The 17,561-nt window shown below is 66.1% G+C and carries 13 protein-coding genes; 3 read left to right on the plus strand and 10 right to left on the minus strand.

The features are described 5' to 3' along the window. Window positions 1-44 precede the first annotated feature (44 nt). The 3 genes from tsf to Q4G24_RS00590 form a co-directional block, all read right to left on the minus strand. A complete protein-coding gene (tsf, locus tag Q4G24_RS00580) occupies window positions 45-923 on the minus strand; it encodes a translation elongation factor Ts (protein ID WP_303364548.1) in 879 nt (292 codons plus the stop codon). Between the two features lie 85 nt (window positions 924-1,008). Next, complete coding sequence (gene rpsB, locus Q4G24_RS00585) at window positions 1,009-1,794, minus strand: 30S ribosomal protein S2 (RefSeq protein ID WP_303364549.1); 786 nt, start codon at window positions 1,792-1,794, stop codon at window positions 1,009-1,011. A 218-nt stretch (window positions 1,795-2,012) separates the two neighbouring features. Continuing rightward, window positions 2,013-3,557, minus strand: a complete 1,545-nt coding sequence (locus Q4G24_RS00590; RefSeq protein WP_303364550.1) for a trimethylamine methyltransferase family protein — start codon at window positions 3,555-3,557, stop codon at window positions 2,013-2,015. A 156-nt stretch (window positions 3,558-3,713) separates the two neighbouring features. Here Q4G24_RS00590 and Q4G24_RS00595 point away from each other — a divergent pair, with 156 nt between their 5' ends. Both Q4G24_RS00595 and Q4G24_RS00600 read left to right on the plus strand, forming a co-directional pair. Beyond that, window positions 3,714-4,355 carry a bifunctional 4-hydroxy-2-oxoglutarate aldolase/2-dehydro-3-deoxy-phosphogluconate aldolase gene (locus Q4G24_RS00595; protein ID WP_303364551.1) on the plus strand — a complete coding sequence of 214 codons (642 nt, stop codon included), beginning with the start codon at window positions 3,714-3,716 and terminating at the stop codon, window positions 4,353-4,355. A gap of 1 nt (window position 4,356) precedes the next feature. Then, complete coding sequence (locus Q4G24_RS00600; RefSeq protein WP_303364552.1) at window positions 4,357-5,547, plus strand: MFS transporter; 1,191 nt, start codon at window positions 4,357-4,359, stop codon at window positions 5,545-5,547. A 92-nt stretch (window positions 5,548-5,639) separates the two neighbouring features. Here Q4G24_RS00600 and Q4G24_RS00605 read toward each other — a convergent pair whose 3' ends face one another. Beyond that, the gene (locus tag Q4G24_RS00605; RefSeq protein ID WP_303364553.1) at window positions 5,640-8,732 is read right to left on the minus strand and encodes an efflux RND transporter permease subunit; all 3,093 of its coding nucleotides are present in this window, start codon (window positions 8,730-8,732) and stop codon (window positions 5,640-5,642) included. Then, the gene (locus tag Q4G24_RS00610; protein ID WP_303364554.1) at window positions 8,729-9,922 is read right to left on the minus strand and encodes an efflux RND transporter periplasmic adaptor subunit; all 1,194 of its coding nucleotides are present in this window, start codon (window positions 9,920-9,922) and stop codon (window positions 8,729-8,731) included. The genes Q4G24_RS00605 and Q4G24_RS00610 overlap by 4 nt, the downstream gene beginning before the upstream one ends. A 111-nt stretch (window positions 9,923-10,033) precedes the next feature. Between Q4G24_RS00610 and Q4G24_RS00615 the strand changes: the two genes are divergently transcribed. Next, window positions 10,034-10,561, plus strand: coding sequence for a TetR/AcrR family transcriptional regulator (locus Q4G24_RS00615; RefSeq protein ID WP_303364555.1), 528 nt, complete (start codon window positions 10,034-10,036; stop codon window positions 10,559-10,561). Window positions 10,562-10,653: 92 nt separating this feature from the next. Here the strand turns inward: Q4G24_RS00615 and pcaF are convergent, their stop codons facing one another. From pcaF to badI, 5 genes are read right to left on the minus strand one after another with little or no spacing between them, the layout of a single operon-like run. After that, window positions 10,654-11,856, minus strand: a complete 1,203-nt coding sequence (gene pcaF / locus Q4G24_RS00620; RefSeq protein WP_303364556.1) for a 3-oxoadipyl-CoA thiolase — start codon at window positions 11,854-11,856, stop codon at window positions 10,654-10,656. Then, the gene (locus Q4G24_RS00625; protein WP_303364557.1) at window positions 11,853-13,916 is read right to left on the minus strand and encodes an FAD-dependent oxidoreductase; all 2,064 of its coding nucleotides are present in this window, start codon (window positions 13,914-13,916) and stop codon (window positions 11,853-11,855) included. The genes pcaF and Q4G24_RS00625 overlap by 4 nt, the downstream gene beginning before the upstream one ends. Continuing rightward, window positions 13,913-15,562, minus strand: coding sequence for a cyclohexanecarboxylate-CoA ligase (gene aliA / locus Q4G24_RS00630; protein ID WP_303364558.1), 1,650 nt, complete (start codon window positions 15,560-15,562; stop codon window positions 13,913-13,915). Before aliA ends, Q4G24_RS00625 begins: the two co-directional genes overlap by 4 nt. A gap of 29 nt (window positions 15,563-15,591) precedes the next feature. After that, window positions 15,592-16,749: a cyclohexanecarboxyl-CoA dehydrogenase gene (gene aliB / locus Q4G24_RS00635; protein ID WP_303364559.1), complete on the minus strand. Its 1,158-nt coding sequence runs from the start codon at window positions 16,747-16,749 to the stop codon at window positions 15,592-15,594. 29 nt (window positions 16,750-16,778) lie between these two features. Continuing rightward, entirely contained in the window at window positions 16,779-17,561 is a 783-nt protein-coding gene (badI, locus tag Q4G24_RS00640; protein WP_303364560.1) for a 2-ketocyclohexanecarboxyl-CoA hydrolase, read from the minus strand.

Here is a 17,561-nt window from a genome sequence, read left to right on the forward strand (position 1 = left end):
TCCCGAACAGGACCGGCGTTCGCATCAGCGCAAAGGGGGAAGGATCAGTTCCCGCTCAGGGTCTTGGCGACCTCGGCGGCAAAGTCTTCTTCTTTTTTCTCGATGCCTTCGCCAACGGCCACGCGGGCAAAGCCGACGATGGTCGCACCCGCATCCTTGGCGGCCTGCTCGACCGTCACATCGGGGTTGATGACAAATTTCTGGCCCAGCAGGGTTACTTCTTCAAAGAACTTCGCCATCCGGCCGACGATCATCTTTTCGATCACGGCATCGGGCTTGCCCGATTCGCGGGCCTGTTCGGTCAGAACCTGCTTTTCACGCTCGACCAGCGCCGGGTCCAGATCGGCCTCACCCAGCGAGGCGGGCGAGGTCGCGGCAACGTGCATGGCGATCTGACGGCCAAGGGCCTCGTCGCCGCCGTCCAGACCAACCAGAACGCCGATCTTGCCCATGCCATCAGCAGCGGCGTTGTGGACGTAAGACACAACCAGCGGCGCCTCGACCTTGACCATGCGGCGCAGGGTCATGTTTTCGCCGATCTTGGCGATGGCGTCGGTCAGCACTTCGCTGACCGGCTTGCCGTCAACCGGAGCATTGGCCAGTTCCTCGACCGTATCCACCGACAGCGCGGCCTGCGCGATGGCGCGGACCATGTTCTGGAATTCTTCGTTCTTGGCAACGAAGTCGGTTTCCGAGTTCACCTCGACCGCGACACCCTTGCCATTGGCAACGGCGACAGCCACCAGACCTTCGGCGGCGATGCGGCCCGATTTCTTGGCGGCCTTGGCCAGACCCTTGGTGCGCAGCCAGTCAACAGCGGCTTCCATGTCGCCATCGGTTTCGGTCAGCGCCTTTTTGGCGTCCATCATCCCTGCGCCGGTCGTTTCGCGCAGTTCCTTCACCATCGCAGCGGTGATAGCCATCGGTTTTCTCCTTCGGATCAAAGCGTCAGGCGGGGCTTATCCCCGCCTGATGACAATTCGGTAACGATGCGGGCACCGGGCCGGATCAGGCTTCGGCGGTCTCGGCTTCCGCCTCGGCAGCGTCGTCCAGCTCTTCGACCGGGGCTTCGGCCAGCGCGCCCAGATCGACGCCAGCGGCACCCATCTGCGCCGACATGCCGTCCAGCGCCGCGCGGGCAGCCAGATCGCAATACAGCGCAATGGCGCGGGCAGCGTCATCGTTGCCGGGGATGATGTAATCCACGCCATCGGGCGAACAGTTGGTATCGACCACGGCCACAACCGGGATGCCCAGCTTGCGGGCTTCCAGAATGGCCAGATCTTCCTTGTTCACGTCGATGACGAACAGCAGGTCCGGCAGGCCGCCCATATCGCGGATACCACCCAGCGAGGCTTGCAGCTTGGCCTGTTCCCGCTCAAGACCCAGACGCTCTTTCTTGGTCAGCCCCTCGGCGCCCTGTTCCATCGTCTCGTCGATGGCCTTCAGGCGGTTGATCGACTGCGACACGGTTTTCCAGTTGGTCAGCGTGCCACCCAGCCAGCGGTGGTTCATATAGAACTGCGCCGATTTTTCGGCGGCATCGGCCACGGCCTTCGAGGCCTGACGCTTGGTGCCGACGAACAGCACGCGGCCACCCTTGGCCACGGTGTCGCGGATGACCTTCAGCGCCTGATCCAGCATCGGAACGGTCTGCGTCAGGTCCAGAATATGGATACCGTTGCGGTCGCCATAGATATACTGACCCATACGCGGATTCCACCGCTGGGTCTGGTGACCATAGTGAACGCCAGCTTCAAGCAGCTGACGCATGGAGAAATCAGGAAGCGCCATGTCCATGTCCTTTCCGGTTTGCGCCTTGGCAAGGGATTCAGGACAGATGCCCCAACCGGTGGACCATAACGGGATGTCTCCCCGCTGCGGCCCGCCCTTACCTGTGAAGTGGTCGCGCCTTACACGTCAAACGCACCGATGACAAGGGCCATCTTTGGTCCGATAAATATCCTCGGGGGGTCCGGGGGGCGAAGCGCCCCCGGCCTTCGGGCGCGACCTCACATAAAGGCGTCGGGTTCCGCCGCCTTTTTCCGCGCCACATAATCCGCCAGCGATTCAGCGATCCCGGCATCCAGATCGGGGGCCTGATATTCGCCCAGCATCCGCTGCACCTTGGCCGCGGCCAGCGTGGCGGTGTCGCGCGCGCCTTCTTCTTCCCAGGTCTCGAACGGCTTGTAATCCAGAACGCCGGTGCGCCAGAAGGCGTCCTTGTAATTCGCCTGGGTGTGACCGCAGCCAAGGTAATGCCCGCCCGGCCCGACCTCGCGGATGGCGTCCATGCCCTGCCCGTTGTCCGACATGTCGATGCCGGCGGCCAGGCGGTGCAGGATGCCCAGCTGATCGGCGTCCATGACGAATTTTTCATAAGACGACACCAGCCCGCCTTCCAGCCAGCCGCACGAATGCAGCATAAAGTTCACCCCCGCCAGCAGACCGATATTCAGCGTGTTCGCCGTCTCATAGGCGGCCTGCGCGTCGGGCAGCTTGGACCCGCAGAACGACCCGGCGCTGCGATACGGCAGCCCCAGCCGCCGCGCCAACTGCCCCGCGCCAAGGGTGATCTGCGCCGCCTCGGGCGTGCCAAAGGTGGGCGCGCCCGAATTCATGTCGATGCTGGTCACGAAAGCGCCAAAGATCACCGGCGCGCCGGGGCGGACCAACTGCGAATAGGCGACGCCCGCCAGCACCTCGGCCAGAACCTGTGTCAGCGTGCCCGCCACCGTCACCGGGGCCATCGCACCGCCGACGATAAAGGGGCTGATGATCGCGGCCTGATTGGCCTTGGCATACACCTCCAGCGCGCCCATCATCACCGAATCGAACGTCAGCGGGCTGTTGATGTTGATAAGGCTGGTCATCACCGTGTTCTGATCGACGAAATCCGACCCGAACAGCAGCCTGGACATTTCCACCGAATCCGCCGCCCGTTCAGGCAGCGTGACCGACCCCATGAAGGGCTTGTCCGAAAGCGTCATATGCGCGTGCAGCATGTCCAGATGCCGCTTGTTCACCGCCACATCGGTCGGTTCGCAGACGGTGCCGCCGGAATGGTGCAGCCATTTCGACATCTGCCCCAGCTTCACGAAATTGCGGAAATCGGCGATGGTGGCGTAACGCCGCCCGCCCGCCTGATCGCGCACGAAGGGCGGGCCATAGACCGGGGCCAGCACCAGATTGCGCCCGCCGATCTCGACGTTCCGTTCCGGGTTGCGGGCGTGCTGGGTAAAGGCGCGCGGCGCGGTGGCGCACAACTGCCGCGCCAGACCGCGCGGAATGCGCACCCGTTCGCCCTGCACATCGGCCCCGGCCTGCCGCCAGCGTTCCAGCGCCTCGGGCTGTTCAGGAAAGTTCACGCCGATTTCCTGCAAGACGGTATCGGCATTGGCCTCGATGATCTCGATCGCCTCGGCGTTCAGGATTTCAAGGTTGGGGATATTGCGGCTGATAAAGCGCGCGAATTCCGTGCGTGTTGCGGTGCGTTCTGCCCGCCGCGCCGCGCCGCCGCCACCGCGCCGTGACCGGCGTTCACCCTCATCGCTCATCTGCGGTCTCCCTGTCTGCTGCCTGATCCATAGGCCGCGCGCCCTGCCCCAACCCGCGCGTTTGCGTCAAAACACCGCCACAAAACGACATCGCGCACCCTTGCACCTTTCGCCGCCTGCGTTACCCTGCCCGCGACGCAAGGAAAAGGTGGCATCATGACCCCACAAGAACAGTCGCGGAAATCCCGCGCCCTGTGCCAGATCGCGCCGGTGATCCCGGTGATCGTCATCCGCGACGCCGCCCGCGCCGAAGGTCTGGCCCGTGCGCTGGTCGCAGGCGGCACCCCCGTGCTCGAAGTGACGCTGAGATCTGATGCCGCGCTGGATGCGATCCGCGCCATGGCGGCGGTTCAGGGCGGCTATGTCGGCGCGGGCACCGTGCTGACGCCCGATGATGCAAAACGGGCGAAAGACGCAGGGGCCAGCTTTGCCGTATCGCCCGGCCTGACCGACCGGCTGATCGACGCCTGCACCGACATCGGCCTGCCGCTGCTGCCCGGCACCGCCACCGCGTCCGAGGTGATGCGCGCGATGGAGGCCGGTTACGACATGCTGAAATTCTTTCCCGCCGAAGCCATCGGCGGCGCGCCGGCGCTGAAATCCCTGGGCGGGCCGCTGCCACAGGTCAGCTTTTGCCCGACGGGCGGTATCTCGCCCAAAAATGCGGGCGATTATCTGGCGCTGCCCAATGTCATCTGCTGCGGCGGAAGCTGGCTGGCAAGCGATGCCGACATCGGCGCCGGGAACTGGGACCAGATCGAACAACGCGCCCGCGACGCCGCCGCGCTGAGAGGCTAAGATGGATCGCGCCCGCCGGAATGTCGCGGTGCTGGTCGCCGCGCAGGCGATCCTTGGCGCGCAGATGTCGATGATCTTTATCGTCGGCGGGCTGGCGGGGCAGATGCTGACGCCGAACCCCTGCATTTCCACCCTGCCGCTGTCGATGATTATTCTGGGGTCGGCCCTATCGGCGCGGCCCTTGGCGGGGTTCATGCAGCGATACGGGCGGCGCGCGGGATTCAGCCTTGCGGTTCTGGCCGGAGCCATCGGCGCGGGCATATCCGCCGCCGGGCTGTGGCTGGGATCGTTCTGGCTGTTCATGGCCGGATCGCTGTTTACCGGCATCTATATGGCGGCGCAGGGGTTTTACCGCTTTGCCGCGACCGATACCGCCTCGCCCGAATTCGCGCCCAAGGCGATTTCATGGGTGATGGCGGGCGGTCTGGCCGCCGCGATCACCGGCCCGGCGCTGGTGCGGATGACCAATGACATTACCGCCGTGCCGTTTCTGGCCACCTATGGCGCGATTATCGCGCTGAACCTGTTTGGGCCGCTGCTGTTTTCCTTTCTCGACATTCCGCGCCCGCCCGCCCGCACCGCCGCCACGCCACCGGGCCGCCCGCTGGGGCAGATCCTGCGCGACCCCACCATCATCGTGGCGATGATCTGCGGCATGGTCGCCTATGCGCTGATGAATCTGGTGATGACATCGGCCCCGCTGGCGGTCGTGGGCTGCGGCTTTGCGCCCAATGACGCGGCCAGCATCGTCAGCCTGCATGTGCTGGCGATGTTCGCGCCCAGCTTTTTCACCGGCCATCTGATCGCCCGCTTTGGCGCGCCGGTGGTGGTGGGGGCCGGGCTGATGATTCTGGCCGGGTCGGGTGCCATCGCCCTGTCGGGGGTCGAGATGTCGCATTTCTATGGGGCGATGCTGCTGCTGGGGCTGGGGTGGAACTTTGGCTATATCGGCGCCACCGCCATGCTGACCGCCGCCCACAAGCCCGAGGAACGGGGGCGGGTGCAGGGCATCAACGATTTCTTCGTCTTTGGCGGGGTATTTCTGGCCTCGCTGTCGTCGGGCGGGCTGATGAACTGCCTTGGCGGCGACGCCCAGACGGGGTGGAGCGCGGTAAACCTTGCCATGCTGCCGTTTCTGGTGCTGGCGGGCGGGGCGCTGATCTGGCTGGTGCTGCGCCCCAAAGACGCCTGAGCGCCCCGCCACCGGGCCGGGCCGGGCCAGACATAACAACGCCGGGGCAATCACCGCGCCCCGGCGTTTTTATGCTGGCAACAGGCCGGGCCTTACTGTGCCGGCTGCTGGTCCACCCGCACGCGGGCCTGTTCGTCGGGTTCCTCGGGCGCGGGCCTGGCCTCTTTGGGGGCGATCAGCGTGTAAACCGTCGGCACCACGAACAGCGTGAACAGCGTCCCCACGGAAATGCCGGAAAAGATCACCAGACCCATGGCAAAGCGCGCCGCCGCACCCGCGCCATCGGCGGTCATCAATGGCACCACCCCCACCGCCGTGGCGATGGTGGTCATCAGGATCGGGCGCAGACGCAGGCGGGCCGCCTCGATCATGCCTTCCTCGCGCGACAGGCCACGTGTTTCCCGCTGCTGATTGGCGAATTCCACCAACAGGATACCATGTTTCGAGATGATGCCGATCAGCGCCAGCATGGCGATCTGGGTATAGATGTTCAGCGTTCCCAGCCCCAGATTCAGCGGCACGATCACGCCAAAGATCGCCAGCGGCACCGAGGTCAGGATGATGAACGGATCGCGCCAGCTTTCGAACTGCGCCGCCAGCACCAGATAGATCACCACCAGCGCCAGCCCAAAGGCCGCCAGAATGCCCGCGCCTTCGGTCTTTTCCGTGCGCGACTGGCCGGAATAGTCGATAAAGAAGCCGTCGGGCAGAATTTCGGCGGCAATCGCCTCGATCTCGGCCAGACCGTCGCCGGTGGTCACGCCCGGCAGCGGCAGGGCGGAAATGGTGGCGGCGTTCAACTGGTTGAACTGTTCGATGCTGGCGGGCGCGGCGCGGGTGTTGATGTCGATCACCGCCGACAGCGGCACCATTTCCCCGGTCAGCGACCGGATGCGGAACTCGCCCAGACGTTCGGGGTTTTCCCGGTATTCCCGCGGCACCTGCATGATGACGTCATAGCTGTTGCTGTCGCGGTCGAACTGGCCGATGGCCCCGCCCCCCACCAACAGCGACAGCGTGGCGCCGATCTGGCTGGCCGGAATGTTCAGCGCCGCCGCCCGGTCGCGGTCGATGGTGACGACAACCTGCGTGGTGTCGAAACTCATCGAGTTCTGCACGATGATGAACCGCCCCGAGGCCTGTGCGCGATCCTTGATTTCCTCGGCCAATTCATAGACCTGCGCGGCATCCGAGGTGGACTGGATCACCATGGTGATCGGCAGCCCGCCCCCCGTGCCCGGCAGCGAGGGCGGCGCAAAGACAAAGGCCTGCACCCCGGCCAGCGGCTCGATCCGCGCTTGCAGATCCTGCTGCACCTCGGCCTGACTGCGATCGCGTGCGCCCCAGTCCTTCAGCGCCCACAGGGCAAAGCCCGAATTGGTGCCGCCGCCAAAGCCGACCACGGAAAAGCTGGCCTCGACCTCGGGCAGGCCGGCGGTCAGATCGTTGATCTGATCGACATAGCGCGAGGTATAATCCGTCGTCGCATAGGACGGCCCCGCGACCATGGCCAACAGCGCGCCCGCGTCTTCCTCGGGGGCCAGTTCGGTCGAGGTCTTGGTGAACAGATAAGCGGTCACACCCATCAGCACGACCATAATCATGATCGTCACTGGCCGGTAATCGAACGAGCTTGCCACCCGGCGCGCATACCAGCCCTCGACCTTCAGGAAATTGCGGTCGATCCATTGCTGAAACCGCGAATGCCCGCCCGCCTTCAGGATACGCGCCGACATCATCGGCGAAATGGTCAGCGCGACAATGCTGGACAGGAACACCGCCCCGGCCAGGGCCAGGGCAAATTCCTGAAACAGCGCCCCGGTCAGGCCGCCGGTAAAGAACAGCGGCATGAACACCGCCATCAGCGCCAGCGTGGTGGCAACGATGGCCGTGAACAGTTCCTTCATCGAGAAAAAGCTGGCCTGCATCGGCGTCATGCCGTCATCAATATGCCGCTGGACGTTTTCCACCACCACGATGGCATCGTCCACCACAATCCCGATGGCCAGCACCAGCGCCAGCAGCGTCAGCAGGTTGATGGAATAGCCCGCCACGAACAGCAAAAACAGCGCCCCCACCAGCGACAGCGGGATGGCGGCCACTGGCATGGCCACCGACCGGATCGACCCCATGAACAGCAAGATCACCACCGAGACGATGGCGGTCGCCTCGGCGATGGTGCGCAGCACCTCGCGGATCGAGGCGGAAATGGCGTCGGTGGCATCATACATCAGCGTCATCGTCATGCCCTGCGGCAGCGATGCCTGAATCACTGGCAATTGCGCGCGGACATTGGCGGTGGTGTCCAGCGGGTTGGCCCCCGGCGTGGGAAAGATGCCGATAAAGGTGCCGGGTTCGCCGTTGAATTCGACCACGGTATCGGTGCTTTCGGCCGCCAGTTCGACGCGGGCCACATCGCGCAGCCGCACCACGCTGTCACCGCTGCCCGACAGCGGCATCGCCCCGAACGCCTCGGGCGTTTGCAGCGTCGATTCCATGGTGATGGGATAGCTGACCAGCTCGCCCTCGGTCTTGCCGGGCGCGGCCAGAAAGTTGGAGCTGTTGATCGCCTGCATCACCTCGGATGCGGTCAGGCCACGGCTGGCCAGCAGCACCGGGTCGATCCAGACCCGCATGGCATAGTTGGCGCCGCCCAGAATTTGCACCTCGGCCACGCCCTCGATGGTGGACATGCGGGGGCGGATCACCCGTTCGATATACTCCGTCAATTGCTCGGGCGTCATATGCGGGTTTTGCAGCGCCAGATACATGGTGGCGAACTGCATGCCCGTGCCCTTGACGATCGAGGGGTCTTCGGCATCCGATGGCAGTTCGCTGCGCACCTCTTGCACCTTGGACATGACCTCGGTCAGCGCCACGTCGGGATCGGCCCCCAGCCGCATGTTCACCGACACCACCGAGGCCGAAGGCTGCGACTGCGTGCTGACGTAATCCACCCCTTCGGCGGTCGAAACCGCCGCCGCAATGGGCGAGGTGACAAAGCCCTGTATCAGATCCGCCGAAGCGCCGGGGTAAACCGTGGTGACGGTGACAACGGTTTCGTCAACCTCGGGGTATTCGCGGATTTGCAGGTTCGACGCACCCATCGCACCCAGCAACAGCATGAACAGCGCCACCACGGTCGCCAGAACGGGCCGCTTGATAAAGATGTCCGACATGCTCATGGCGCGGCATCCCCGGCGGGCTGATCCGATGCCGGTTCCGCGGGCGCGGCGGCGGTTTGGGCCGAGGGGGCTGGCGGGGTCTGGCCCTGCCCGTCGGGGGTGACGGTGTTATCCACCCTGACCCCGGCCCCGTTCGACAGCCGGTTCTGGCCCGATGTCACCACCTGCTGGCCCGCCGTAACGGCGCCGCCCCGAACTTCGATCATGCCCCCCGACCGGCGGCCCGGCTGCACAAAGACCTGCGCCACCTCTTGCGTGGCACCGCCTTCGGGCGGGTCTTCACGGTCGCGCAGCACATAGACGTAATCGCCATACAGGCTGGACATGACCGCCGTCTGCGGCAGCGCGATCACGCCGTCTTCGGCGGGCAGCACCACCGACACGCGCACGAACTGCCCCGGCGTCAGCGCGCCATCGGCCCCGTCGATCTGCGCGCGGATCGACACCATCCGGCTGGCGGAATCGATGCGCGGGTCGATGCCGGTGATTTCCCCGGCCAGGGGCTGCGCGTCTTCGGCGATGCGCGCCTCGATCCGCTGGCCCATGCGCAGATTGGGCAATTCCTGTTCGGGCAGGCTGAAATCGACATGCACATTGTCGATGTCCTGCAAGGTCGCCACCACCGTGCCGGGGCTGATATAAGCGCCCGGATCGACCTGCGGCAGACCGATGATGCCATCGAAAGGCGCGACCAGACGGCGCTGCTGCACCACGGCTTCGGCCCGCGCGACCTGCGCTTCGGCGGCGCGGGCATTCGCCTGAGAGGTTTCCAGATTCGCATCCGCCGCCACGCCGCGCTGTTGCAATTGCCGCGACCGGCGCAGCGTGGTCTGCGCCAGATCCAGCTGGCTGCGGCTGGCGGCCAGATCGGCGGTCTGCATCACGTCATCCAGTTGCAGCAACAGCTGATCCTGTTCCACCCGGTCATTCGCGGCAAAGGCGATCTGTGTCACGATACCTGCGGTTTCTACCGTCAGATCAATGCCTTGCGACGCCTTGACGGTGCCGGTCGCCTCGATCCCCGGACGCCATGTCACGGGTTCGACGGTCACGGTCGTCACCGGCATCACCTGTTCGGGCAGGTTGGCGAAAATATCGGTAATCATCTGGTCGCGGAACATGTTGAACCAGATCAGGCCACCCCCGACCAGGGCCAGCATGACAGCGGCAATGATGAATCGCAGGATCATCGGATGTCTCTCTCGTTGCGGCGCAGGCTGAAGAGTAGCTGTATCGCGCGGATTGTGCTATCGCCGGAATAACTTTACCGTCCAGACGGTATTGTCAATGCCGAGGACAAGATGGCCCGCGATCCCCGCCAGACCCGCCTGCGCATCCTGACCGCCGCCGAAACGCTGACCCGAACGCAGGGGGCAAGGGCCGTCTCGCTAGAGGCGGTGGCCGAACAGGCGGGTATATCCAAGGGCGGGCTACTGTATCACTTTCCCAGCAAAGAGGCGCTGATGCAGGGGCTGGTGCAGCATTATCTGGATCAGGCCGTGGCCCGTCTGGATGCCGCAGATGCGGATCGACCCAATGGCATCCTATTGCAATTGCTGAATAATTTCGAACAAGACTGGCAGGAATCGCAATCGGCCAGCGGTCTGCTGGCGGCGGTGACGGAACATCCCGGCATTCTGGCCCCCGTGGCCGAATTCAACGATCAGGCGCTGCGCCGGCTGCGCGCCGGATCAACCGATCCGCTGCTGGCCGAGCTGATCTTTCACAGCCTGAACGGGCTGTGGTCGGCGCGGATGCTGGGGATTCATTCCCCCGATGACAAGCATGTGATGGCGCTGATCGCGACGCTGCGTCAAAGGCTGGTCTAGGCTTTCGCCCCGCTCATTGCACGGCGGCGCGGCGGCGTGGGTGATCGGCCCGCGATAGCCCGCTGCGATGGGGCCGCACGGCCTGCCCGGCCCTAGGCGCGTTCGATCAGCAGCGCCGCCCCCTGCCCCACGCCGATGCACATGGTGGCCAGCGCATATCGCCCGCCGCTGCGGGCCAGTTCCAGCGCGGCGGTGCCAGCGATGCGCGCGCCCGACATCCCCAGCGGATGCCCCAGCGCGATGGCCCCGCCGTTGGGATTCACGCGCGGATCGTCATCGGCCAGCCCCAGCCCGCGCGTCACGGCAAGGGCCTGCGCGGCGAAAGCCTCGTTCAGCTCGATCAGCGACAGATCGGCCAGGGTGATCCCGGTCAGCGCCAGCAGCTTGCGCACGGCGGGCACCGGGCCATAGCCCATCACGCGCGGCGCCACCCCGGCACTGGCCGCCGCCACGATCCGGGCCAGAGGGCGCAGGCCGTGGCGCTGTGCCGCCGCCGCACTGGCCACCACCAGCGCCGCCGCTCCGTCATTCACGCCCGAGGCATTCCCCGCCGTGACCGAGCCATCGGGCCGCGTGATCGGGCGCAGCGCCGTCAGTTGCGCCAAGGTGGTGTCGCGCGGGTGTTCATCCTGCGCGACCGTGGCGGTCTGGCCCCGCCCCTGCGGCACGCGCACCGGGGTGATTTCCACCGCCAGCCGCCCGCTGGCCTGCGCCGCCGCCGCGCGCCTTTGCGACCGCAGGGCAAAGCCATCCTGATCGGCGCGGCTGATGCCGTGTTCGTCGGCCAGATTCTGCGCGGTGTCGGGCATGGACTCGGTGCCATAGGCGGCCTGCATCCGGGGGTTGACGAAACGCCAGCCGATGGTGGTGTCATAAACCTCGCCCGCGCGCGACCATGCTGCGCCGGCCTTGGGCATGACGAAGGGCGCGCGGGTCATGCTTTCGACGCCGCCCGCGATGGCCAGTTCCATATCGCCCGCCCGGATCGCGCGTGCCGCCGCCGCCACCGCCTCTAGCCCGGAACCGCACAGCCGGTTCACCGTCACCCCCGGCACACTGTCGGGCAGCCCGGCCAGCAGCGCGGCCATGCGGGCGACGTTGCGGTTATCCTCGCCCGCCTGATTGGCGCAGCCCAGCCAGACCTCCTCGACCGCCGCCGGGTCCAGCGCCGGGTTACGCCGCAGCAGTTCGGCCAGCGGCAGAGCGGCCAGATCATCGGTCCGCACCTGCGCCAATGCGCCGCCATAGCGCCCGATGGGCGTGCGGATGTAATCGCAGATGAAGGCGTCGCTCATCCCGGTGCCCCCGTCAGTTCGTCCAGCCCGACACCCGTTTCCACCGCGCGGCGCAGGATTGCGGGCACCTGCCATGACAGCGGGTCCGCCGCCGCATACCCCTCGATCCGGGCCAGCACCCCGGTCAACCCGGCCCGCCCGGCATAATGCAACGGCCCGCCGCGCCAGCGCGGAAAGCCATAGCCATGCACCAGCACCAGATCGACATCGGACGGTGCGGTGGCAATGCCCTCATCCAGAATTTGCAAGCCTTCCGCGATCATGGCGGTGGTGGCGCGGGCCACGATTTCCTCATCAGAAAAGGCGCGGCGGGTGATGCCCGCCTCGGCGCTGGCCTGCGTCACAATCGCGTCGATCATGGCCGAGGGCGTCGCCGTGCCACCGTCGTAATCATACCAGCCCGCCCCGGTCTTGCGCCCCAGCCGCCCCGTTTCCACGATCCGGTCGGCAATCGGCACATAACGCACACCGGGCTGACTGGCCCAGTTCAGCCGTTTGCGGTTGGCATAGGCAATGTCCAGCCCCGACAGGTCTTGCACCTCATACGGACCCATCGCCATGCCCCAGCCGCGCATCGCCGCATCGACCTGCGCGGGCAGCGCGCCTTCAATCAGCATCACATCGCAGATCTGCCGGTATCGCGTCAGGATACGGTTGCCGATAAAACCGTCGCAGACCCCCGCCAGCACCGGGATTTTCCCCAGCCGCGCGGTCAGGCGCAGGGCGGTGGCCAGCGTTTCCGGCGCGGTGGCGCGGGCGCGGATCACCTCGACCAGCTTCATCACATGGGCAGGGCTGAAGAAATGCAGCCCCAGAAAGCGTGAAGGGTCACGCACCGGCTGCGCAATGGCGTCGGGGTTCAGATAAGACGTGTTGGTGGCCAGAATCGCATCGGCGGGCAAGGCGGCGTCCAGCGCGGCAAAGACCTGCTGCTTGGCGGTCAGATCCTCGGGCACGGCCTCGATGGCGATCTGCGCCGGGGGCAGGTCGGCATAGCCGCTGTGCAGGCTGTGCCGCGCGGCCTGATCGGCGGCGGCCTGCCCTGCCGTCATCTTGCCGCGCCTGACCGCATCGGCATACAGCCGGGCCAGATTGCCGCGCGCCCGTTCTGCCGCCGCCGCATCCGTCTCGACCGTTGCGACCTGAATGCCCGCCTGCGCCAAGGCATAGGCGATCCCCGCGCCCATGGTGCCGCCGCCGACCACCACGGCGCGTTCAACCGGGGCACCGCCCTGACGGCCAAGGGCCATGGCCGCGCGCTCGGCGAAAAAGAGGTGCCGCAGCGCCGCGGCCTGATCCCCGGTCTTGAGGTCCAGAAACGCCGCGCGTTCCAGCGCCAGCCCCTGATCCAGCGGCAGCCGGGCCGAGGCCGCGACCAGATCGACCGCCCGCTGCGGCGCGATCTGCCGGGGGCTGCGTTTCGCCGCCCGCGCCCGCGCGGCATCCAGCGCCGCATCATCCGCCGCCGGGGTGGGCCGCGCGCCGGTGGCGGGCCGGTCGGGCAGCGCCATCCGCGCGGCATGGGCCAGCGGATCGTCGCAAACCGCATCGACCAGACCCAATGCCTGCGCCGCATCGGCCTTGATAACGCGGCCCTCGGCAATCATCGCCACCGCCTGCGCCACGCCGATCAGGCGCGGCAGGCGCTGTGTGCCGCCCGCGCCGGGCACGACACCCAGCGTGACTTCGGGCAGGCCCAACGTCGCAGCGGGCGCGGCCACCCGCGCCGCACAGGCCAGAGCCAGCTCCAGCCCGCCGCCAAGCGCCGCGCCGTTGATCGCGGCCACCACCGGCACCGGGCTGGCTTCGATCCGCGCCACCACATCGGGCAGGTGCGGCGGCTGCGGCGGGGCATCGAATTCGCGCGCATCGGCCCCGGCGACAAAGGCACGGCCCGCGCCGGTCAGCACGATCCGCGCCGCCCCGGCCCGCACGGCGGCATCCAGCGCCGCCATCAGCCCGGCCCGCACCGGCTGCGAGGTGACATTCACCGGCGGGTTGTCGATGGTGATGACGGCCACATCACCGTCATGGTGCAGCCGGACCGGATCAGCCGTCATGGCTGCGCGGCCTGATTTTCCGCGCGCAAACGGTTGCGCAGCACGAATTTCTGCACCTTGCCCGAAGCGGTGGCGGGCAGGGCATCGACGATCTCTAACCGCTCGGGCCAGTATTGCGTGGCAAACCGGCAGGATTGCAGATGCGCCGTCATCTGGTCGAAACTGATCGTCTGCCCCGGCCTTGGCACGATAAAGGCGCAGGCCCGTTCGCCCAGCCGTTCATCGGGATAGCCGACCACGGCAACCGCCTGCACGGCGGGATGACGAAACAGCGCCGCCTCGACCTCGACCACGGGGATGTTTTCGGCGCCGCGGATGATGATGTCCTTGGACCGGCCGCAGATGCGGATATAGCCATCGGCATCCATCCGGGCGATGTCGCCGGTGTCGAACCAGCCTTGGGCATCGGTGTTGTTCCACTGCGGGCGTTTCAGATAGCCGCCAAAGTTGGAACAGCCGCGCACGAACAGTTCGCCCTCATGGCCCGGCGGCACGGGCTGGCCATCCGGCCCGCGAACGCACAGCTCCATCCCCGGCAGGGGCACGCCGTCGGAACTGGCCGATTTATCCGCCGCATCGTCCAGACGCACGGTGGTCACGGCCCCGTTTTCCGTCATTCCCCAGGCGGAAATCACCCGCGCGCCCGTCACCTGCTGCGCCCGTTCCACCACCGGGCCGGGGATCGCCGTGCCCGCGCATAAAAAGATGCGCAGCGCGCTGGTGTCGATCCCGTCCTGTTCGACCACCGTGGTCAGGTCGATCAGGAACGGGGTCGAGGCCATGGTCCATGTCACCCCTTCATCCCGCAGGATCTGCGCGGCGCGCGCCTTGTCCCATGTGTTCAGCAGCACCGACCGCGCCCCCAGCATCAGCGGCAGCAGCAGCCCATACATAAAGCCGGTCTGATGGGCCATCGGCGAAAACATCATGATGACATCATCGCCGCCCATCCGCAGCCGGTCGGCAAAGGGGGCAAGGTTGGCATACATGGTGTTGGCGGTGTGCATCACGCCCTTGGGCTCGCCAGTGGTGCCGGATGTATAGATCAACTGGCACACATCATCGGGGCCAAGCCGGTCGGCAGGGGCCAGCCCGGCGGCATCGGCATCAAAGGCCGGATCGCTTAGCGCCGCGTCAAAGCTGTGGGGGCCATCGCCGCCCATCACGATGACATGGCGCAGGTCAGGCAGATCGGGGCGCATCCGCCCGGCCATCGCCTGATGGTCAAAGCCGCGGAACTCTTGCGGCACGATGAACACCTTGGCCTGCCCATGGGCCAGCATAAAGCCCAGCTCGTGTTCGCGGAAAATCGGCATCACCGGGTTGAACACCGCACCGATCCGGGAACAGCCCAGATAGGTGGCGACGAATTGCCAGCCATTGGGCAGTTGACAGGTGACGACATCGCCACGCCCGACACCCAGCCGCCGCAAGCCCACCGCCACGCGGTTCGCCAGCCGGTCAAGCTCGGCCCAGGTCAGATCGCGGCGGGTGCCGGCCACCAGATCAAAGGCCGACAGCGCCAGCCCCTGCGCATCGGCGGCAAGGCGGGCATCAAGGTAATCATCGGCGGTGCGGTCGTGCCACAGCCCGGCCTGCGTCATCGCCTGACGGCGCGGTTCGATCAGAACGGCGTCAAATTCCATGCTGTCCTCCCTTGGGGCAAGGTCCCGGTTCAGGCGGTTGTGGCATCGCGCCCGGCGCGTTCGCGGGCGATGATGTTCTTCATGATATGCGCGGTGCCGTCGCCGATTTGCAGCCCCAGCACATCGCGCAGCCGCTGCTGAAACGGCAGCGCATCGGAATAGCCGGCATGGCCGTGGATCAGCAGGCAGGCGTGGATCGTCTCGTAGGCCAGCAGCGGCGGCCACCATTTGGTCATCGCGGCCTCGGCCGTGTGCGGCAGGCCCTGATCCTTCAGCCACAGCGCATTCAGCGACATCAGCCGCGCCGCCTCGACCCTGGTATCGAAATCGGCCAGTTGGTGGGTGATGCCCTGAAACGCGCCCAACGGTTTCCCAAAGGCCCGCCGTTCGCCGATATAGGCCCATGTTTCATCCAGACTGGCGCGGGCCGCGCCCAGACATTGCAGCCCGATCAGGCTGCGGGAAAAGTCGAACCCCTGCATCACCTGCCCGAAACCGCGCCCTTCTTCGCCCAGCAGATAATCGGCGGGCACCCGGACGTTATCGAACCAGATCGAGCCATGCCCGACCGAATTCTGCCCCATGTTGGAAAATTTCGAGGTGGTGATGCCCGGCAGGTCCAGCGGGATCAGAATGGCCGACACACCCCGCGCGCGATCCTCGGGGCGGCCGGTGCGGGCAAATGTCACCACGCCCCGCGCGATCTGGTTGGCGGAAATCGAGGTTTTTTCGCCGTTGATGATATAATCGGCCCCGTCGCGCTCCATCCGCAGGCCCAGATTTGCCGCATCTGAACCGCCCTTGGGTTCGGTCAGCGCGATGGCCAGCATGATCTGCCCGGCGGTCAGTTGCGGCAGCCATTCGGCGGCGATATGCGGTTTCGCGAATGTCGCAAGGATCTGCCCGTTCAGCGAGGCCAGCAGCGGCGCATAGCCAAAGGTGAAATCCGCCTTGGCGATTTCCTCGATAATGGCACCGGAATACAGGTAATCGGCCCCGATCCCGCCAAATTCCGGCGGCAGTTCCGGGGCGATCAGGCCCAGTTCGCCCATCTCGTGCAGCAGCGACATGTCGAATCTGCCCGCCTTTTCCCGCGCCAGATAGCCGGGGGCGACACGGTCTTGCGCGAATTTACGCGCCAGATCGCGGATCTGATCCAGTTCCGGGCTGTCGAAAACGGTTCTCATGCGGGGCACCTGCTGCGGATGGGCGGGGCTTATTTGCCGAACTTGCGGAAATCGGGCTTGCGCTTTTCGCGAAAGGCGATCCCGCCCTCTTTGCTTTCATCGGTATCATAATACAGCGACAGCGCCCGCATCCCCATGGCGGAAATGCCCCGGATGCTTTCGCTGTCGGCATTGAACGACAGCTTGGCCAGCGCCAGTGCCGTGGGCGAGCGTTCCATCAGCTCGGCCGTCCAGCGATCCACCTCGGCATCCAGTTCGGCGGCGGGGACGACGGCATTCACCAGCCCCATCGCCAACGCCTCGGCTGCGGTGTAACGCTTGTTCAGATACCAGATTTCACGGGCGCGTTTTTCGCCCACGACGCGGGCCAGATAGGCGGTGCCAAAGCCCGGATCGACGGACCCGACCTTAGGCCCGACCTGCCCGAACTGCGCGGTCTCGGATGCGATGGTCAAATCGCAGATCGTCGCCAGCACGTTACCGCCACCGATGGCAAAGCCGTTGACGCGGGCGATGACGGGTTTGGGCACGTCGCGGATCAGCGATTGCAATTCGTCGATCGGCAGGCCGATGACGCCGCGCCCGTCATACCGGCCATCATGCGCCGACTGATCGCCGCCGGTGCAGAACGCCTTGTCGCCCGCGCCGGTCAAAACGATCACGCCGATGTCGCGATCCCAACCCGCCTTTTGAAAGGCGTGGATCAGCTCGTCCACGGTCTGCCCGCGAAAGGCGTTGTATTTCTCGGGGCGATTGATGGTGATCCAGGCCGCGCCGCCGCGTGTGTCATAGGTAATATCGGTATAATCCAT

It is taken from the genome of Paracoccus sp. (in: a-proteobacteria), from assembly GCF_030538695.1.
In the GTDB taxonomy this organism is placed as follows: domain Bacteria; phylum Pseudomonadota; class Alphaproteobacteria; order Rhodobacterales; family Rhodobacteraceae; genus Paracoccus.